Annotated in this window: 14 protein-coding genes; 4 read left to right on the top strand and 10 right to left on the bottom strand. The window is 62.2% G+C overall.

From position 1 onward, the window contains the following. The first annotated feature begins 378 nt into the window (after positions 1-378). Positions 379-3111: a TonB-dependent receptor gene (locus EBBID32_RS01670; RefSeq protein WP_006949571.1), complete on the top strand. Its 2733-nt coding sequence runs from the start codon at positions 379-381 to the stop codon at positions 3109-3111. A gap of 78 nt (positions 3112-3189) precedes the next feature. Here EBBID32_RS01670 and EBBID32_RS01665 read toward each other — a convergent pair whose 3' ends face one another. The 6 genes from EBBID32_RS01665 to EBBID32_RS01640 all read right to left on the bottom strand — a co-directional run bounded on the left by EBBID32_RS01665 (position 3190) and on the right by EBBID32_RS01640 (position 7425). Then, positions 3190-3696: a hypothetical protein gene (locus EBBID32_RS01665; protein WP_006949569.1), complete on the bottom strand. Its 507-nt coding sequence runs from the start codon at positions 3694-3696 to the stop codon at positions 3190-3192. Between the two features lie 12 nt (positions 3697-3708). Beyond that, positions 3709-4254 carry a methylamine dehydrogenase (amicyanin) small subunit gene (gene mauA / locus EBBID32_RS01660; protein WP_006949568.1) on the bottom strand — a complete coding sequence of 182 codons (546 nt, stop codon included), beginning with the start codon at positions 4252-4254 and terminating at the stop codon, positions 3709-3711. A gap of 23 nt (positions 4255-4277) precedes the next feature. Next, the gene (locus EBBID32_RS01655; protein ID WP_006949566.1) at positions 4278-4880 is read right to left on the bottom strand and encodes a hypothetical protein; all 603 of its coding nucleotides are present in this window, start codon (positions 4878-4880) and stop codon (positions 4278-4280) included. A 6-nt stretch (positions 4881-4886) separates the two neighbouring features. Continuing rightward, entirely contained in the window at positions 4887-5417 is a 531-nt protein-coding gene (locus EBBID32_RS01650; protein WP_006949564.1) for a MauE/DoxX family redox-associated membrane protein, read from the bottom strand. A 2-nt stretch (positions 5418-5419) separates the two neighbouring features. After that, positions 5420-6595 carry an amine dehydrogenase large subunit gene (locus tag EBBID32_RS01645; protein ID WP_006949562.1) on the bottom strand — a complete coding sequence of 392 codons (1176 nt, stop codon included), beginning with the start codon at positions 6593-6595 and terminating at the stop codon, positions 5420-5422. A gap of 176 nt (positions 6596-6771) precedes the next feature. Further along, positions 6772-7425 (bottom strand): TetR/AcrR family transcriptional regulator, encoded by a 654-nt coding sequence (locus tag EBBID32_RS01640; RefSeq protein WP_006949560.1) that lies wholly within the window; start codon positions 7423-7425, stop codon positions 6772-6774. A gap of 171 nt (positions 7426-7596) precedes the next feature. On the opposite strand from EBBID32_RS01640, the gene EBBID32_RS01635 reads away from it, so the two are divergent. Together EBBID32_RS01635 and EBBID32_RS01630 are read left to right on the top strand one after the other, a co-directional pair. Continuing rightward, a complete protein-coding gene (locus tag EBBID32_RS01635; RefSeq protein ID WP_156022439.1) occupies positions 7597-10263 on the top strand; it encodes a glycoside hydrolase family 2 TIM barrel-domain containing protein in 2667 nt (888 codons plus the stop codon). Between the two features lie 305 nt (positions 10264-10568). Then, complete coding sequence (locus EBBID32_RS01630; protein WP_006949557.1) at positions 10569-11744, top strand: FAS1-like dehydratase domain-containing protein; 1176 nt, start codon at positions 10569-10571, stop codon at positions 11742-11744. Between the two features lie 56 nt (positions 11745-11800). Here the strand turns inward: EBBID32_RS01630 and EBBID32_RS01625 are convergent, their stop codons facing one another. From EBBID32_RS01625 to EBBID32_RS01610, 4 genes are all read right to left on the bottom strand, one after another. Next, positions 11801-12943 carry a ThuA domain-containing protein gene (locus tag EBBID32_RS01625; RefSeq protein ID WP_006949549.1) on the bottom strand — a complete coding sequence of 381 codons (1143 nt, stop codon included), beginning with the start codon at positions 12941-12943 and terminating at the stop codon, positions 11801-11803. 106 nt (positions 12944-13049) lie between these two features. Then, positions 13050-14405 carry an efflux transporter outer membrane subunit gene (locus EBBID32_RS01620; protein WP_006949547.1) on the bottom strand — a complete coding sequence of 452 codons (1356 nt, stop codon included), beginning with the start codon at positions 14403-14405 and terminating at the stop codon, positions 13050-13052. Further along, positions 14402-17563 carry an efflux RND transporter permease subunit gene (locus tag EBBID32_RS01615; protein ID WP_006949545.1) on the bottom strand — a complete coding sequence of 1054 codons (3162 nt, stop codon included), beginning with the start codon at positions 17561-17563 and terminating at the stop codon, positions 14402-14404. Before EBBID32_RS01615 ends, EBBID32_RS01620 begins: the two co-directional genes overlap by 4 nt. Positions 17564-17573: 10 nt before the next feature. After that, a complete protein-coding gene (locus EBBID32_RS01610; protein ID WP_231382080.1) occupies positions 17574-18701 on the bottom strand; it encodes an efflux RND transporter periplasmic adaptor subunit in 1128 nt (375 codons plus the stop codon). Positions 18702-19042: 341 nt separating this feature from the next. On the opposite strand from EBBID32_RS01610, the gene EBBID32_RS01605 reads away from it, so the two are divergent. Then, the coding region (locus tag EBBID32_RS01605) for a response regulator transcription factor (RefSeq protein ID WP_037488166.1) at positions 19043-19431 on the top strand (389 nt) is incomplete at its 3' end.

Below are 19431 nucleotides of genomic sequence, written 5' to 3'. Positions count from 1 at the left end.
GCTTCCACGGAGGCTTTTCATTCCTTTCTCGTCTGCACAATGAACAGGATATTGCAGTTGCGCAACAACAGGAGCGATCGAACGGCAGGAACAGCATAATTAGGCTGTTGACTCCTGCAATCGTTACAGCATTATCAAACTTGGACAAACGTACGAAATGGCGACTGTCCGAGGGGAATAGTGGTAAATTGCGATGCCGTGCCGTTATACGGCAGGTCCGGAAGCGTGCGCCGTTTTCCGGTCGCGGGGCCATTTTGCCCTTGCGAAGATCGGGCAGCAATACGCTGTCCGACGCTATGCTGCAATGCGTCATAATCACGCGGGTAAACCGCGATTTGGGAGAGTGGAGGGCATCTTTTCAAGGGGGAGTCCAACACTATGAAGATTCAGTCTCGCCGCCGGTCACAATTTGTGAAGATATTGGGGGTGACAACCATATTGGCCGGGCTGGGCGCTGCGGGCATGGCGCGCGCTGCCGATGCCGTTGCAGACCCTGCCGCCGATCCGGCGATGGCGCTGCCCGCCGATGAAGCCGGTGGCGGCCTCACCGAAATCGTCGTCACGGCAACGCGCAGCGCGCAAAGCATCCAGAAAGTGCCGATCTCCATGCAGGCGCTGGGTGCCGAAACGCTGGCGGAGCGGCAGGTCAAGGGTTTGAGCGATTTCGCCGCCCTGCTGCCGTCCGTATCGTTCGAGGGGATCGGACCAGGCCGCAACACCGCCTTTTTCCGCGGCATCGTGCCAGCGGGCGGTGCCTATGCCTCGGTCGGCTATTATCTCAACGATATTCCCATCACCGGCACCGCAGTACCCGATATCCACGCTTATGATCTGGAGCGGGTCGAGGCGCTGGCCGGGCCGCAAGGGACGCTCTATGGCGCGGGATCGCTGGCAGGCACCATCCGCATCATCACCAACAAGCCCAATCTCGACAAGTTCGAGTTTGGCTATGATGTCGAGGCCAATAAATATGGCAAGGGCGACTTTGGCGGCCAGTTGGAATCCTACATCAACGTTCCGTTGAGCGACACATTGGCGGTGCGCGCCATGGGCTATTACCGGCGTGATGGCGGCTATATCGATAACAAGCCCAATAATGGTCTGCTCAACAATGGCGCGCCGGCCGTCTATACGCTGGGCGACAATAATCCGGCGACCTTCTTCAACCTCGACAATGCCGATATTGCCAAAGATGACTATAACAGCATCAAGGAATTTGGCGGTCGCGTGCAATTGCTGTGGGAACCGGTCGATGGGTGGTCGGTCGCGCCGGAAATCACCGCGCAAAAACAGGTCGCCAACGGTTATTTCGGCTTCGACCACCGCGTTGGCGATCTGGAAGTCCATGATTATGACCAGACCAGGAATGACGATCGCTGGTATCAGGCGGCGCTCAGCATCCATGGCCATATCGGCGACTGGGATCTCGTGTCGGCGACCGGCTTCTTCAAACGCCGGACCCGAACGCTCAACGATTATACATATTATACCGTCACTTATGACGGGTTTGGGCCGGGCTATGAAAGCTATCTGCAATTTTTCGACAATTGCACCGGGTCGGGCGCATCGCAGCAATGTTCGCTGATCGACCCGACGCAATATTATCATGCCGATACGCATCGGAACAAATTTACCCAGGAACTGCGCCTGTCCACGCCCAAGGACTGGCCGCTGGACGTCACGATCGGTGGCTTCTACCAGCGGCAGAAGAACAAGACGAACACCTATTATGCCATTCGCGGGCTGGACACGATCACGGGTTACACCCAGACAGGGGGCGGCGACGTGCCGGGCGGGTTGATCGGCGTACCCGGCATGTACGGAATCGACTATGACGAGGATGGCAATCCCTTCTTCGACACCAGCAACGTCATCAATCCGAACGGCAATCCACTTGGCACGATGCTGCTGGGAACGCAGGCGGTAAAGAGCGACGGCTTCTACATCAACGAACAGAACCAGCTTTATCATGACAAGGCGATCTTCGCCGAAGGCCATTACAACATCACGCCGACATTAAAGCTGACTGGCGGCATCCGCTATTTCTGGACGGATTTTGCGGTCAAGGGTTTTGCCGGTGTGGCTGGGTCGGCGGCCAACACAGTTACGTCCGTCTATGTTCCGACCGGGGAAATGGGCTGTCCGACGCCGCTTCCAGCGGAGCGTCTGCAATGCCTCAACACCAATTTCCGCGCCGCCGACCAGACAGGGCGATACAAGGAAAAAGGCGAGACGCATAAGGTGGCGCTCGACTGGCAGTTCCAGCCCGACAAGATGGTCTATTTCAACTATTCGACCGGCTTCCGACCCGGCGGTTTCAACCGTCCGCTGCGCATCCGTAATTTCGGCCCGGTGGATGTCGCCCCGTTCAAGTCCGAAACGCTCACCAATTTCGAGCTGGGCGTCAAGACGACCTGGAACAATATCTTCCGCTTCAATGCGGCGGTCTATTATGAGAAGTGGAATAATATCCAATATGGCGTCGTCGTGTCCGGTGCGCAGGGCGCAGGCATGACCGGCAATGCGGGCAAGGCAGTCGTCAAGGGCATCGAATATGATGCTGACCTCAAACTCGGCAAGGTGACGATCTCCACCTCTGGCGCCTATAATGACGGCAAGTTGAAGGGCAATTTCTGTAACTTTGCGCTGGACCGGACGACATCGTCCATCTCGCAATTGTCGACATGTACGCTTGGGGAGGATGTGCCGGAATCCAGCCCGCCGACGCCTCAGGTCGCAGCCGCCAACGGCACGCGCCTGCCGCGTCAGCCCAAGTTCAAGGGCACGACCTCAATCCGCTACGACACCTATCTGGGTGACTATAGCGCCTATGTGCAGGGCGCCGCACTGTACCAGACGGGCGCAACGCAGGATCTGAACGTCGACAATAATGCGCTGCTCGGCAATACGAAGGGTTTCGTCAGCTTCGACTTTTCCGGCGGGGTGAAGAAGGACAATTGGAGCCTCACCCTGTTCATCCAGAACGCTTTCGACAAGCGCGGTCAGCTGACCAAAAATACCTTCTGCTCGATCGACTTCTGTTCCGGGTCGTCGCGCACCTTCATTATCAAGCCGCAATTCTTCGGCATCCGCTTCGGCCAGAAATTCTAAAGGCGGGGGCTACGCAAAACGGCCGCCGGATCACTGATCCGGCGGCCGTTTTATTTGCCAATCTGGTTCAAAAACGGGCTACTTCTGCCCCGGATAGAGCAGTCTCATGGTCGCCGGCGCGCCGCATTGGCGGATCGCGACCTCGACATAGCGGGCGCGTTCGGCCTTGAGTGAGGCGGATGTCAGGGCGAATTTGCGTTCATGCGCCACTTCGTCCGCCGTGAAAGGCTTGGCACCGGCAGGCGCGCTCGCCCCGCCCAGGCCAAAGACCATATAATTGACCAGATCGGCGAGCTGCTGATTGTCGGTGATCCGGCTATGCGCGATATTGGGCAGGCGGATCAGATAGGCGCGCGATTGCGGCGTACACATGAACCAGCCGACCCGCCCGCGCAGTTCAGGCAATTGCGCAGGCGCCGCGCTGCCCTGGATACCGTGACAGCCACCACAATGTTCGGCATAGTCGGATCGCGCCAAATCCGGGTCGGTGATCGCAGCGGGCAACACGCCCAATGGCGGCAACGCGGCACGGCCTATGCCGACCGCGCCTATCAGGAGCAGGGAACCCAGCAATAGCTTGCGCATCGCGATAAAGTCCTAGCTGGCAGACCCCACCAGCACCGCGGTAGAGCAATGATATTCCATGCTGGTCGTGCCAAAGCACCAGATCACGTCATTATTGAGCTGCGGCATGTAGAGCTGGGTTTCGCGGTCGGTATTGTCGCAGCCGCACTGGCCGCAGGCGGGTTTGCCGCAACAGTCGCGATAGGCGATCAGATAGGCCTTGCCATCGTCCGGGTTGATGCAGGTGCCAACCCAGGAAACAGGCGATGGCTCCGCGCCCGGCGGACAGCTGTGGATACCGCCGCCACAGCATGTGCAAAGCGCGCCATCGATAGCGCAATAGCGCCAATAATCGCACTTGGTGTCATCCTTGGTCTGGGCATTGCGCGCGAAGCCGGTCTTGGCTTCGGGTGATCGGTCCGGCTTGGCCGCTTCGGCGCGGCTGACCGGCAGCAGCGGGAAGGCAGGCGCGGCAACCAGCGCTGCGCCGAGGCGCGAGAGCATTGAGCGGCGCGAAGTACCCCCGGCCAATTTGCGCAACAATCGTTCGCCCATGGCGTCGGCGTCGAACTTTTTCATGTCACTGACCCCCTATATGCCGCTCAGGCTGCCTGCGCCTTTAACGATCCGATATATTCCTGCACGGTCTTGATCCCCATTTCATGAGCGATGACCAGACTTTCGAGATGCTCGCGGCTGTTGACCAGTCCTTTGGACAGGATTGTCCCTTCCGCGTCGAGCAACACAGCATAGGGCAGCTTGGCAACGCCAAAGGCTTGCCCGACTTCAGGGCCGTTGACGAACATATAGCTCTCCAGCCCATGCTGCGCGATCATCGCGCGCTGGGCTGCGGCATCATCATCGCCTACGAAGCTGAGCGCGACACGCTCGTCGCGGGCGAAGGATTTGGCCATCGGGATGATCGACTTGCACAGCGGGCATTGGGCCGACACGAACATCAACAGGCGCAGCGGCACGTCATGGGCATGTCCGCCGATCGTCACGGGCGTACCGTCAAGCGCGCGGGCATCGACCTTGATCGTGGCGTCGCCAACCGACGGGCCGCCGCTGGTGGTGAGCGCACCGGCTGGCGCGACGCGGATGTGCAGCACGCCGACCTGGCGCGCTACCGCGAGCAGCGCTACGCCAAGTCCCAGGATCACGATCCATGACAGGATTTGCGAGAGAATGAGCGATGTCATCATGAATGCTTATCTCCGGTAGGCGGCGGGCGACGCGATCAGCGCGCCGATGGAATTGCAGAGCAGGTAGGCCAGATAGAGTGCAACACCGCCAACCATGGCCGTGCCGATATCCATCGCGCCGAGCGGAGCCGCGCGCCAAAGGCGTGGCACCAGCAGCAGGGCCAGCACAATGTTGCGGGCGACCAGCGGCCAGCCGATCGGATGGCGCAGCTGCGACCGCCCGCAACCGCAATCGATATGGGTGCGACCGCGCCGGATATTGATCGCCATCGCCACCCCAAACAGCGTCAGGAGCAGGATAGCCAATATCACCGGCAGTGGCGCGAAGCCCGCGATCAGTGCGCCGCCGATCCCTATTTCAGCGATCGGCAGGATTTTCGCGACAGGTACGACCAGCCCGGTGGGGAGCAGCCGGTAATTGGCGATCACGCCGGGCAGCAACATGCGATGACGCCATTTGTCGAGGCCCGCGATCAGCAGGATCAGGCCAACGCCCAGCGATGCGGCCAGTCCGGTAATTGCCAGCCCCAGCGCCATGGTCAGGACGGGTCCGCAACCGTAATGGTGCTGCCCCCGGCCTTTTCGATCTTGTGCTTTTCCTCGCCGGTGGCGACGTCGATGACGATGGCGCTAGCCTCCTCGCCATTCATGAACAGTAGCGGCTTGTCGGTCTGCGACACTTCGATATTGTTCATCGGCTCCTTGAGCGCGCGGCGCTTGACGACCTTTTGCGTGGCCAGGTCGACCTCCCAGACTTCGGTGCCCGATGCCTTGTGCGACCAATATTCGCCCATATGCATCAGCACGAACAAATGGCCGGACGGGCGGTGAAGCGCCATCGGCTGGCGACCGCCCGGATACCAGTTCAGCTCCAGCGGCTTGGTTTCGCCCGGACGGATGCCCGCAGCGGCCTGAATGGAGAATGGCGCGGAAATGGTCGGCGTCGGGCCTAACTTGGCCTGATAGATCTGGCCGGTATAGGTCAGGAAGGTCGTTTCCTTCTTGCGCTTGTCATAGGTGAAATTGTCGAAGATCGGATCATCGGTGGCCGAGAAAAAGGGCGCGCTATGGGTGATGTCCGCCTTGCTCCCCTTGATCGCCACGGTGGCGAGTGAACCGTCCGAACACAGCGCGGAAAAACCGACACCCGGATTGGGCATCATGCTGGCACAGCCGGGCAGTTCCACCGCAGTCACGAACTTGCGCTTGACCAGATCGACGACATTCACCCCGGATACAGGGCTGAAATCATAGACAAAGGCGGTTTTGCCATCGTCGCTGACGATGAAATTATTCTTGCGCGACCCGATCAATATGCGGCCGGGCAGGGGGACTTCGGTGATCAGGTTCAGCGTCTGGCTGTCATAGACCGACACCATGTCCTGCCGCGTGCCGCGATCCCCCTTCGACCAGATGGTTTCGGCGACATAATAATATTTGCCCGCCGGATCGATCGCGAAGTCGGCCAGGCGGCGGGTTTCGACCATGCCCTTCATCTTGCCGGTTTCGCCGTCGAAAATGCTGGTGCCCGGCATGTCCCACCCGCCATCGACAAAGAACCAGGTCGGTTTGGGCGGGGTGATGGTCAGGACGTCGGATGTCTCCATTTCCAGCACGGTGCCGGTATCGGCGGGCGCGGCCTGAGCCGGGCTAACAAGCAGCGCCCAGCCCCATGCGGCGGCAGCGAACAATCCCCTGGCGGCGGTTCTCGGCATCTGGCGTGATCCCCCTTGATCGTGCGGACGCCCAGGCGGACTCATCGGGTCCCCCACAACGGCATCTGGGCAAAGATTGGACAGCTGTCCGGTATTGGTCAAGCGCTTTGGCGGGCGGGGCAGAAATATATTTTGCGATGCAGCAATGCGCCGCAGAGCCGGATTGTTTGCTGGCCTTATGCGGTCTGCGCCATCAACCCAGCAAGGTCGCGCGATGTCACCGTTTTAGCGAGGTGAACCAACGATGTAGCGGCAAGCGCGGTGAAAGCCGGCATCTTGTGCGCCCAGGGCTTGCCATGGCCCAGAAACGGGGTCGATCCTTCCATCGACGCGCTGATGAACAGGGCGACGCTATGCACTTCGTCGGCGGACAGCGCCGGGTTGAGTTCTGCGACATATTCGCCGATGGCACCATGTACCCGCTCGTAAAAGACGCGGACCCGATCGGCGACGAAATCGCTATGATTGGCCAGCGCCCATAATTCGGTGAATAGATGGGTGGTACGCTTGGTCTGTATGTCGTCCAGGCACAAGATGATGACGCGCCTCAGCCTTTCTTCGGCTGTCAGACCGGGCCTGCGCACCGTCTTGTCCATCATCGCGCCATAGGAATCGACCAGTTCGTCCAGCATCACCTGAATCAACATTTCCTTGCGCGGGAAATGATAGCTGACATTGCCGACCTTCATGTCGCACCGCGCGGCGATGCGGCGCAGGGTGAAGGCATCGGAACCTTCGTCGATCAACACCGCCAGCGCTGCCTTGAGGATCTGATCGACCGTTTCTGTCCCGCGCGCGTAGATGCCGGGACGGGAGGGTGAGAATATCATGTCACTATCCGCCTTGCGCCGGTCCTACCATCCATTCGGACGCGCCGCCACCCTTCCTGTCCTGATCGCCGCGACGAATATCGCACCGGCGACGGGGATGCGGCTCGACAGCCGCATAATGATAACGTTATCATAAAGTCTATTGGCATCGGCCGGGGAATGGATATCCGCATGAATAGATTGTCTCTTTTGGCCCCGTTGCTTTTGATCGCGACGCCGGTTCAGGCGCTGGCGACCGATGCGCCGCCCTCGCGAACCGGTGTGGCCGAAGCCGCATCGCCTCGCATGGTCCGGTCGCTGGACGATGGCTGGCGTTTCCGTTTTGGCGGCGATGACAGCGGCGTGACCGCTCCGGGCTATGATGACGGGAGTTGGGAGGCGATCTCCATACCCCATAGCTGGAATCATTTTGGCGAATATGGCCTGAAGCGGTCGGCCGGGGCCAACAGCGCGCAGGGTGTGGGATGGTACAGGCGCACGGTCGATGCCCCGGTGGCAACCGGCGAGCAGCGGCACTATCTGGATTTCGCCGCTGTCGGGACGATCGCGGACCTGTGGGTGAATGGCCAGCATGTCGGCCAGCACAAGGGCGCATTCTCGCGCTTCCGCTTTGACGTGACCCGCTTCTGGCGCGCGGGCGCACCGAACCTGATCGTGGTGAAGGCCGACAATAGCAAACCTGCCAAGGGCAGTTCGACCGAATATGTCATCCCGCTGGCCGGGGACTTTTTCGTGCATGGCGGCATCTATCGCGGTGTGTCGCTGATTACAGCGCCCGATGCGGGTATCGACCTGCTCGATCATGCCGGGCCGGGCATCTATGCGCGGGCCAGCAGCATCACGGCGGAGACGGCGCATGTCACAGTGCTGGCCAGACTGCGCAATCAGGGCAAGGCGCGGGTGGCTATGGCGAGCGCCATCATTCGGGACGCGGCAGGCGTGGAGGTCGCGCGCAGGACGATGCCCGTGAAGCTGCCCGCAGGAAGCATGACGACTACGCTCGACCTGGATGTGGCCCGGCCACATCTGTGGAACGGCACGGCGGACCCCTATCTCTATACGGTGACGGTAGAGCTGCGCGACAAGGTCGGGCTGTTCGACCGGGTCGACCAGCCACTGGGCATTCGCAGCTTTCGCTTCGACGCCAATGCCGGCTTTTTTCTGAATGGTCGGCGGATCAAGCTGCATGGCGTGTCGCGCCATCAGGACCGGGCGGGCAAGGGCTGGGCCTTGTCGGCGCAGGACCATGCCGATGATATGGCGCTCATCAGGGAAATGGGCGCCAACACGGTGCGGCAGGCCCATTATCAACATGCCGACGAATGGACCGGGGAAGCGGATCGCGCGGGCATGGTCGTGTGGGCCGAACTCCCCTATGTGACCGCGCCGTCGCTCGATGGTGGCACGGGCGCGCCTGCTTTATGGACCAATGCCGAAGAGCAGTTGCGCGAACAGATCCGCCAGAATTACAATCATCCCTCGATCCTGCTGTGGTCGGTGGGCAATGAAGTGGATTCCGCCAAGGGCTTTGGCGTGGGCAGGGAACCCGCCAAACCGCTGGCACTGCTGCAACATTTGCAGGCGGTGGCGAAGGAGGAGGATCCGTTCCGTCCGACCGCCTTTGCCGATTGCTGCGAGGGGTTGAGCATGATCCAGACCGCCGGGGAGAAACTGGCGGGGACGGCGGACCTGATCGGCTATAATCGCTATTTTGGCTGGTATTATCCAAAGCCTCTGGAGGCGCGGCAGCAACTGGGCGCGCAGATGGACAAATTCCATGCCGAACATCCGGCGCTGCCGATATCGGTCAGCGAATATGGTGCCGGTGGCGCAATCAGCCAGCACAGCGACAATATCAGGACCGGGTTCATCAACGCGATCGGTCGGCCGCAGACCGAGGAATATCTGGGCTGGGTGCATGAGGCGAACTGGCCCGCGATCCGGGAGCGCGACTATATCTTCGCCAGCTGGGTATGGAACATGTTCGATTTCCCGTCGAACCTGCGCGAGGAAGGCGATTCCGTCGATCTGAATACCAAGGGGCTGGTGACGTTCGATCGCAAAGTGAAGAAGGACGCATTTTATTATTACAAGGCGCAATGGTCGGGTGAGCCGGTCCTGCACCTGACCGGCAAGCGCTATATCGACCGCGCCTACCCGATCATGGACGTCAAGGCCTATAGCAATGCCGAGCGGGCGACATTGACCATCAACGGGCGGGTGGTCGGCGACGTCGCCTGTGGCGGCAGCATCTGCAACTGGACCAACGTGCCACTGGCGCCGGGCGCGAACGATGCGGTGGTGACGGCGGTGGCGCATGGCCAGACGGTGCGCGATTCCATGGTCTGGCATGGTCCTGATCCGGCGCTGGGCATCCATATCGATGCGGGTGACATTGCGGGCCGGGTGCTGGGCGATCGCCGGTTTGGATCGGATCATTTCGTCACCGGCGGCCAGCCTGCCGTATTCAATCTGGGCAGTTTCGGGGGCCGTAGTTCGGGACCGAAAAGGACGGTGGAAGCCACCGAACCCGACCTTTACGCCTATTGGCGCGAAGGCGATGCCTTTTCCTATGCCATTCCTGTACCCAATGGAAAATGGCGCGTGACCATCCACAGCTTCGAGCCACGCACGGAGGGTACGGAGGGGCAGAGCATGGCGATCACCGCGCAGGGCAAGACGGCGGTGCCCGCGTTCAACATCGCCAGGGCCGCAGCAGGTCCGCTCAAGGGCTTTGCCATGACCTTCCCTGTCAGGGTCAGGGACGGGCTGTTGCGGCTCGATTTTGCGGGGCAGGGTGGCAAGGCGGTGGTCGCGGCGATCGAGATATCGAAATAGCAGCGTAGGCGTCGGGCATCGCCTGATTCGTCGCACTGGCGGCAAAGTCAGCCTGCATTGCGCCCATCGTCGGGCCTGGCGTCTCGTTTGGACGGCATGGCAAAGATCGGCACGACGATAAAGTCGGAAAACGCCCGCAAATCCGCCAAAAAATCGCGGGGTCGAACGGCAGGTCCGCGCCCGGACCGATGACCCGGTCTTGGCAGATGTGCCTTGTCCGCCTGTTATGGCCGCCCATGCCATGCGCCCCGCTGAACCGAGGGTGCGGGCCAACGCCATGATTGCGCAAGAGAGGCATCTGACCTGTGAGCGAGACCATCTTCGACTGTTCGGACATCGACCAATATCTCGGCAAGCCGATGCAGCCCGCCCGGATGCGCGAACCGATCCACAATAACGACATTCGCCGCTGGGTGCAGGCGATGCACTATCCCAACCTGCTCCATTATGACGCCGGCTATGCCGAGGAAAGCCGCTGGGGCAAACTGGTCGCGCCGCAGAGCTTTGCCGTGACGATGGACGATGGCCATGGTGCCGGACCAGCCTGTGTCGGCAGCATCCCCAATTCGCACTTGCTGTTCGGCGGTGACGAATGGTGGTTCTATGGCCCGCGCATCCAGGGCGGCGACATGGTTCATAATGAGCGGGTGCCGTTCGACTATGTCGTCAAGGACACCAAATTCGCCGGTCCCACCTGCTTCCAGCGCGGCGACAATAATTACTACAATCAAAATGGCGATCTGCTGGCGAAGCAGCGATCGACCGCGATCCGCTATTCGGCGGAAGCGGGCCGGGAAAAGACATCCGCCGAGGTTGTCGAAAATACCGAAGATCCGGTCTGGACCGATCAGGAACTGGCCGGGATTCAGGAGCGCAAGTTCCGCTGGGTCCAGATGCTGCACGATCTGGGTCATGGCAAACGCTATCTGGATGATGTGGCGGTGGGCGATGCCCTGCCCGAACGGGTGTTCGGCCCGCACAGCATTGCCAGCTTCACCACAGAATGGCGCGCCTATCTGTTCACCATTTGGGGCGGCACACATCGGCGGACGGACCTTGACCTGGCCGCGCTTGGCTTTGTCGATGAAATGGCGGGCCATGAAAATGATCCGGTGATGGAGCGGATCAATCCTGAGCTGACGGATGGCGCCTATTTCGGCCCGTCGCGCGGGCATCTCTTCCCGCGCTGGGCGCGCTTCATCGGGATGCCGCGCGCCTATGGCTATGGCGCGTCGATGGGGGCGTGGGTGGTCGATTATCTGTCGGGCTGGGCCGGCGAATGGGGCATGGTGACCCATTCGGTCGCCTCCTATCGCGGTCCCGCCTTCACCGGCGACATCACGATCATGACCGGCACCATCGTCGACAAATTCGTCGATGATGAAGGCCGCGACGTGGTGCAGGTGGACGTGCGAATGGCCAATCAGGTCGGCACCGTGCTGGCAACGGCCAAGGCGGAAGTAATGCTCCCCAAAAAATGACCGGGATGGACGGGCTTGCGATGGTGTCGCAAGCCCGTCCAGTGATCGCTTCTGCCCTAAGGCTTGCAAACGGCTCGACGGTTCGCGGCCCAGTCGATCGCTGTTTCCAGCAAAGCGACATGCTCCGGCTGGCTGTAGGTTTCGGGCATGTGGCCGATGGCGGAATAGAATATCCGTCCCTTGCCGATGCAATTGGTCCATGCCAGCGGATGGTCACCCATGCGCAGGTCCTGATCCATCATCCCTACCGGCTGATAGCTGCTTTCATCCAGCGTCAGCAGGACATCGGCACCGGCTGCGCGCGGGTTGGTGCTGAACGAATACCATTCGTCGGTCATCCGCCATTCGGCGGGCAGGGCGCTGGCCAGAGGATGCGCCTTGTTGACGGCGATGCGGGCTTCCTGAAACTGCGGCGTCTGCGGATGTCCCTTGAACCGCGCACCGATCAGCGTGTCGGCATACCAGTCCCAGAAATAGACCGGGTCGCCCGCCGTGCCGTGCATCCCCACCAGGCCGCCGCCGCGCGCCAGATAGTCCTGAAACGCGCGGCGCTGCGAAAGCGTCAGCACGTCACCGCTGACATTGTTCCAGATCACCGCATCGAACTTGCTCAGCGTGGCGCGATTGAACGCGCCAGCCTTGTCGGTGACAAGCATCGACCAGCCCTTGCGATTGGCCATTGCCTGCAAAGCCTCCCGCGCGGCATTGACCGAGGCGCCATAGCGGAAGCCGTTGATCTTCTCGAACAGCAGCAGACGGAGACGGCCAGCGGGCAGCGTGAATATGGGCACGTCATTATCGTAGCGGGCGCAGCGCGCCACCTTGTCGGCGGCGGTTACGGGCAACGCCTTGAGTTCGGCATCGATCGTGGCGATCATGTCCGGCTTGATCTGGAGAATGTCGACTGCTTCACGTAGCGATAGAATGGCGGCGAAGGTTGGTGGCGTCGTGCTGGCGAAAAATGGCGGCAGCTTGTCGAGGCGGCCGGGAGCCGCCTTGTCCAGCACCGCCCGCGCCGCCGGGCTGAGCAATATGTCGATCAGCGGCGACCCGACCGAAAAAGGCGCGTCGCGCAAGGGACAGTCAGTAACGGCTTTGGCAATGACGGCTTTGGTAGTGTCCGCTCTGGCGATGCCGGACGCAGCCAGCGTTGCAGCCAGAACTGCGATGCAACCCAGAAATGCCTGTTTGACGCGCATGGCCTTTGATCCTTTGGCGTGAGTGTCGCGCCTGTCATACCAATGTGCATCGTTGGGGACCAATGGTCTGTTGTTCCCCGGCAAATGCCTGCCTCACCTTGAGATCCTACTGGTCGGCCGCAATAGCGCGGTAGAGCAGCAACCGGTTGCGCACGAGCGCAAGATCGGTCGCAATCGCCGTGCGTCGCGCCGCGTAGAGCGACCGCTGATTGACCAGCATATTCAGGAACGTGTCGATCCCCGATCGGTAGCGCTGTTCCGAAAGGTCGTAGGCACGCGCGCTGGCGTTGACCAGGCGACGTTGCGCCGCCTGTTGCGCATCGATCGTGCCATCCCGCGCCAGCGCGTCGGCGACCTCGCGAAATGCCGTCTGGATCGCCTTCTCATATTGCGCCACCGCCAGATCGCGCTGCGCCTTGCTATAGTCCAGATTGCCGCGCGCCGGGCCACCGAAGATCGGCAGGCTGGCGGACGGGCTGACCGACCAGCCGAAGGCGTCGCCGGTGAACAGCGAGGACAGGGCAGAACTTGCGACGCCAATGGCCGATGTCAGGCTGATCCTGGGAAACATCGCCGCGCGCGCCGCGCCAATATCGGCATTGGCGGCCTTGAGCTGATGTTCCGCCTGCAACACGTCGGAACGCTGGAGCAGCATGTCCGACGACAGACCGGCGGGTACTCTGGCGACGCCCGTGATCAGAGCGTCGAGCGAGGCGGGGAGCAGCGCCTCCTCGACCGGGGCGCCGGCCAGCAGGTCCAGTGCATTGCGATCCTGCGCCACCTGCGTCACATTGGCGGCGACGTCGGACGCGGCCTGCTCCACTATGGTTTGCGCCTGATAGACGTCCAGCTTGCCGCTCAGCCCCGCCTCATTGAGCGACTGGGTCAGGGTGAGGCTGCGCTGTGCACTGTCCAGCGTCTGACGCGACACCGCCAGCACCTCCTGGTCTGCCGCCAGCGTCGCATAGGCGGTCGCCGTCTCGGCGATCAGGGCGATGCGCGTCGCGCGCGCGCCCTCCTGCGTCGCCAGATAGGATTCCAGCGCTGATTGGCTGAGATTGCGCACCCGCCCAAACAGGTCGATCTCGAACGCGCTGATGCCGATATCCGCACTATAGCTGTCATTCTGCCGCGTCACATTCGCGCCAGCATCGCCGGTCAGGGTCGGCAACTGCGCCGCCCGCTGCACCCGATATTGGGCGCGCGCCGACATTATATTGGCCAGCGCCGCGCGCAGGTCGCGATTATTCGCCAACGCCCGCTCGATCACCGTGCGCAGCGACGGATCGCTCACCAGCTGCCCCCACGCCAGACCCGCCTGCACGCCAAGCTGCGTCGGGGTATAAGCCTCGCCCGTCGGCAGCGCCGCAGGCACGGGCGGGGCAGGGCGGACATAGGCCGGGGCCATATTACATCCCGCCAGCAGCAACGCAGCGGCCAGAGGAAGGACGGCGCGGGTCATGCGGGCACGCCTGCGCCGGGCGGCGTCGGTTCCGGCCCAGGGTCTGGCCGCACGGGCCGATCATTGCCGAACAGCCGGGCGATGGTGACGAAGAAGAGCGGCACGTAGAAAATCGCCAGCACCGTCGCCGTCACCATGCCGCCCACCACTGCCGTGCCGATGGCGATGCGGCTCTGCGCGCCCGCGCCCGTGGCGATGGCAAGCGGGATGACGCCCGCGATAAAGGCCAGGCTGGTCATCAGGATCGGCCGGAACCGCAATCGCGCCGCCTCCAGCGCAGACGAAAGCGCATCCTTGCCCTGCCGGTGCGCCAGTTCGGCAAATTCGACGATCAGGATCGCATTCTTCGCCGCCAGACCCATGGTGGTGAGCAACCCGACCTGGAAATAGATATTATTCTCCAGCCCCCGCGCCCACACGGCAACGACGGCACCGACCAGACCCAGCGGGATCACCAGCAGCACCGCGAACGGGATCGACCAGCTCTCATAGAGCGCTGCCAGGCACAGGAACACGATCAGCACCGACAGCGCATAGAGCAACGGCGCCTGCCCGCCCGACAATTGCTCCTGATAGGACAGGCCGCTCCAGGCATAGCTAGTGCCGGTCGGCAGCTGCTTTTGCAGCGCGACGATCCGGTCCATCGCCTCGCCCGAACTCGCGCCGGGGCCGGCCTGACCCTGAATTTCATAGGCGGACTGGCCGTTGAAGCGCGCCACCGTGGTCGGGCCCATCGTCCAGTGGCTGGTGGCAAAGGCGGAGAAGGGGACCATCTCCCCCGTGCTGCCGGATCGCACCATCCATTTGTCGAGATCGGTCGGCAGCGCGCGATAGGGCGCATCGGCCTGCATATAGACACGCTTCACCCGCCCGCGATCGACAAAGTCATTGACGTAGCGGCTACCCCAGGCGGACGTCAGCACATTGTCGACATCGCTCTGGGTCAGCCCCAGCACGGCGAGCTTTTCGGAATCGACATCGACCTTGAGCTGGGGCGTATCCTCCAGCGTCGCGGCGCGCACCCCGGCCAGCAGCGGGTCTTTCTGCGCGGCGGCGAGCAACTGGTTGCGCAGTTCCAGAAAGCGCGCGCGCGACAGCCCGCCGGTGTTGAGCAGCTCAAAGGTAAAGCCGTTGGACTGGCCAAGCCCGCGAATGGCGGGTGGCGTCATCGCCAGCACCCGCGCGTCCCGAATGGCGGCCAGTTGCTTGTTGGCGCGCCCGACAATCGCGTTGGCACTGTTCACCGCCCCCGGTCGATCGCCCCAGGGTGCCAGGTTGATGAAGCCCTGCGCGGTATTTTCGCCTTGCCCGGCAAAACTGAAACCGGTCATCACGAAAGCGAAGGAGATATTGTCCTTCTCGTCACTCAGGAAATAATTTTGCATCTGTTCGACCGCATGGGCGGTGCGGCTGGACTTGGCACCGGCGGGCAGGGTCATCTGCACCATCACCTGCCCCTGATCCTCGACCGGCAGAAAGCTGGTAGGCAGCCGCACGAACAACAGAATCAGAATGGCGAGGATGACGCCATAGCCACCCCAGAATAGGGTGCGCTTGCCCAGCATCTGCGTGGTGCGGCGGACATAGCCATTGGTCAGCCGCTCAAACCAGCGGTTGAACTTGCCCGACCAGCCCTGAGTCCGGCGCTCCTCCGCGATGGGTTTCAGGATCGTGGCGCACAGAGCGGGGGAGAGGATCAGCGCGACCAGCACCGACAGCAGCATCGATGACACGATGGTGATCGAAAATTGCCGGTAGATCACCCCGGTCGATCCTCCGAAAAAGGCCATGGGCAACAGCACGGCGGACAGGACCAGCGCGATGCCCACCAGCGCGCTGCCAATCTCCTCCATCGACTTGATGGTCGCCTCGCGCGCCGAAAGCCCTTCCTCCTCCATGATGCGCTCGACATTCTCGACCACCACGATGGCGTCATCGACCAGCAGGCCGATCGACAGCACCATGCCGAACAAGGTCAGCGTGTTTATGGAATAGCCAAACAGCGCCAGCACGCCGAACGTACCGAGCAGCACCACCGGCACCGCGATCGCGGGGATCAGCGTCGCGCGCCAGCTTTGCAGGAACAGGAACATCACGACAATGACCAGCAACACCGCCTCGATCAGCGTCTTGATCACCTCGTTCACCGACAACTGGATGAAGGGCGTTGTGTCGCGCGGAAATACGATTCTGTAGCCGTCGGGCAGGTTGGTCGAAAGCTCCGCCACCCGCGTCTTGACCAGTTCGGCGGTCTTGAGCGCGTCCGCACCCGGTGCCAGCTGCAACGCCATGCCGGACGCGGGATGGCCGTTCAGCCGGGCGGCGGTGGTATAGCTTTCATTGCCCAGTTCCACCCGTGCCACGTCGGACAAATGGACGATCGACCCGTCGGTCTGCGTCTTGACGATGATATTGCGGAACTGCTCCGGCGTCTGGAGCCGCGCCCGCGCCGTGACCGTGGCGTTGAGTTGTTGCCCCGCAGGCGCAGGATCGGCACCGATCTGCCCGGCGGACACTTCGACATTCTGCGCCGCGATCGCGCTTTGCACGTCGGAAGGCATCAGCTTGACGGCGGCCAGCTTATAGGGGTCGAGCCAGATCCGCATCGCATATTGCGACCCGAAAATCTGGGAGGAGCCGATACCGCTGATCCGCGCGATCGAATCCTGGAAATTATTGACCAGATAGTCGGAAATATCCGACTGCGACGCGCGGTTGGTCTCGTCAAAAATGCCCACCAGCATCAGGAAGTCGGTCTGCGACTTGGTGACGGTCAGCCCCTGCTGCTGCACCGCGTTGGGCAGACGGCTCAATGCCTGCTGCACCTTGTTCTGAACCTGCACCTGCGCGGTGTCGGGATCGGTTCCCTTCTCGAACGTCACGGTGATCGAAGATCGTCCCGTCGCCGAGGATGATGACGAGAAATACATCAGCCCGTCAACGCCGGTCAGCTGCTGCTCGATGACCTGCGTTACGCTGGTTTCGACGGTTTCCGCCGATGCCCCCGGATAGGTCGCGTTGATGCCGACCGATGGCGGGGCGATGTCGGGATATTGGGCGATCGGCAGCGACAGCATGGACCCCGCGCCCGCGATCATCACACCGATGGCGATGACCCAGGCGAAAATCGGCCGTTCGATGAAAAAGCGACTGAGCAAGACCCTGTTCCTACTTCTTCGTCGCAATGGTGACGGGCTTCACCTTGTCGTCCGGCTTCACCTTGTCTGTGCCCTCGACGATCAGGCGGTCGCCCGCTTTCAACCCGGCGGTAATCAGCCATGCGTCGCCAATCGCCTGATCTGCGGTAACGGTGCGCCGTTCGACCTTATTGTCCCTGGTCACGACCAGGGCGGTGGCATTGCCCTTGGGATCGCGACTGATGCCCTGCTGCGGGGCCAGAATCGCACCCGGCACCACCGATTGCGGCGCGACCACGCGCACGAACATGCCGGGCAGCAGCAGCCCGTCTGGATTGGGGAAGCGCGCGCGCAGTGTCACCGTGCCGCTGTTGACGTCCACGATCGGCTCGGCAAATTCGATTTGGCCTTCCTGCGGATAGTCGCTGCCATCGTCCAGTTTCAGACGGATCGTCGCGCTGGCCGGCAGCGTCCTGCCCGCCGCCAGTGATCGGCGCAGTTGCAACAGCTGCGCGCTCGACTGGGTGATGTCGACATAGATGGGGTCGAGTTGCTGGATGGTCGTCAGCGGATCGGCCTGGCTGGCGGTAACCAGCGCCCCTTGCGTGAACAGGGTGCGGCCAATCCGGCCGCTGATCGGCGCGCGGACCAACGTGAATTGCAGATTGACGTTGCTGGTGGCCAGGCTGGCGCGCGCCTGCTGGACAGCGGCGGCGGCCTGCCGCGCGGTCGCGGTCACATCGTCGCGATCCTGCGCGCTCACCGCTTCATTGTCCGACAGGGTAGCGTAGCGCCGCGCCTTCGCCTGCGCCGCCGCAGCGGTCGCCTGCGCGCTCGCCAGCGCGGCCATCGCTTCGTCGCGGGACGCACGGTACAGTCGCTGGTCGATCTCATAGAGGGGCTGGCCTGCACTCACCAGCGATCCCTCGGTGAACAGCCGCTTCTGGATAACGCCGGCCACCTGCGGCCGGACCTGCGACATCATCGTCGATACGGTGCGGCCCGGCAATTCGCTTGCCACCGTGACATTGTGCGCGCTCAGCGTCACCACGCCTACCTCGACCGGTCCCTTTTGCGGCGGCGGCTTGTCGCCGCAGGCGGCGATGGCCAGGCAAAGCGCCATCAAGGGCAGGGATCGTGCAGACAAAGGCGCAAACATGGTCGGGCAAATTTCCTTGTTGACCAGGCGGAGCCTTGCGATGCGCTTTCGCGCCTGGTTCGACCCGCCGGGGCGCACGGGGGGAGGGGGCGTACGCTGACGGTCGGATCGATGGCGGCGATTGTCCGTCCCGGTGGACGAACAGGCATCGCAAGGACTCCGCATGGTGTCGGCGAGGGGGCCAGCCGACCTCAGCCTCTTCGCTATTTTGGCCGTGACAGCATAGCGAAATTTGGCTTCGATCTGTGGCACTGTGCGGCTTATCGTATCGCTTTGTATCAGCCTGTATCATCGATGGCCGCCGGGCAGACTTTCGCTGCGTGACACGCTAGGGAAGGGGGATGCCCGATACCGCCCCCGCCCGTCCCGCCACCGTGCTGGTCGTCGATGACGATGCGGACATCAGGGAATTGATCGTTGGTCAGCTGGCCCAGGAAAATTACCGGCTGCTGGCGGCGGCGAACCTTGGTCAATTGCGGCAAATGCTGCGCGATCATCCGGTCGACCTCATCGTGCTTGATCTCAACCTGCCCGATGGCGACGGCCTGTCGCTATGTCGCGAATTGCGCGGGGAAGGATCGGACGTGCAGATCATCATGGTGACCGCGCGTGGCAGCGCGATCGACCGGGTGCTGGGGCTGGAACTGGGTGCGGATGATTATCTGACCAAGCCGTTCGAGCCGCGCGAATTGCTGGTGCGAATCCGCAACCTGGCCCAGTCGGCCCGAAG

The sequence above is a fragment of the Sphingobium indicum BiD32 genome (assembly GCF_000382885.1).
GTDB lineage: Bacteria > Pseudomonadota > Alphaproteobacteria > Sphingomonadales > Sphingomonadaceae > Sphingobium > Sphingobium japonicum_C.
Note: the sequence above shows the minus strand (reverse complement) of the source record. Positions and strands in the feature narration are given on the sequence as shown.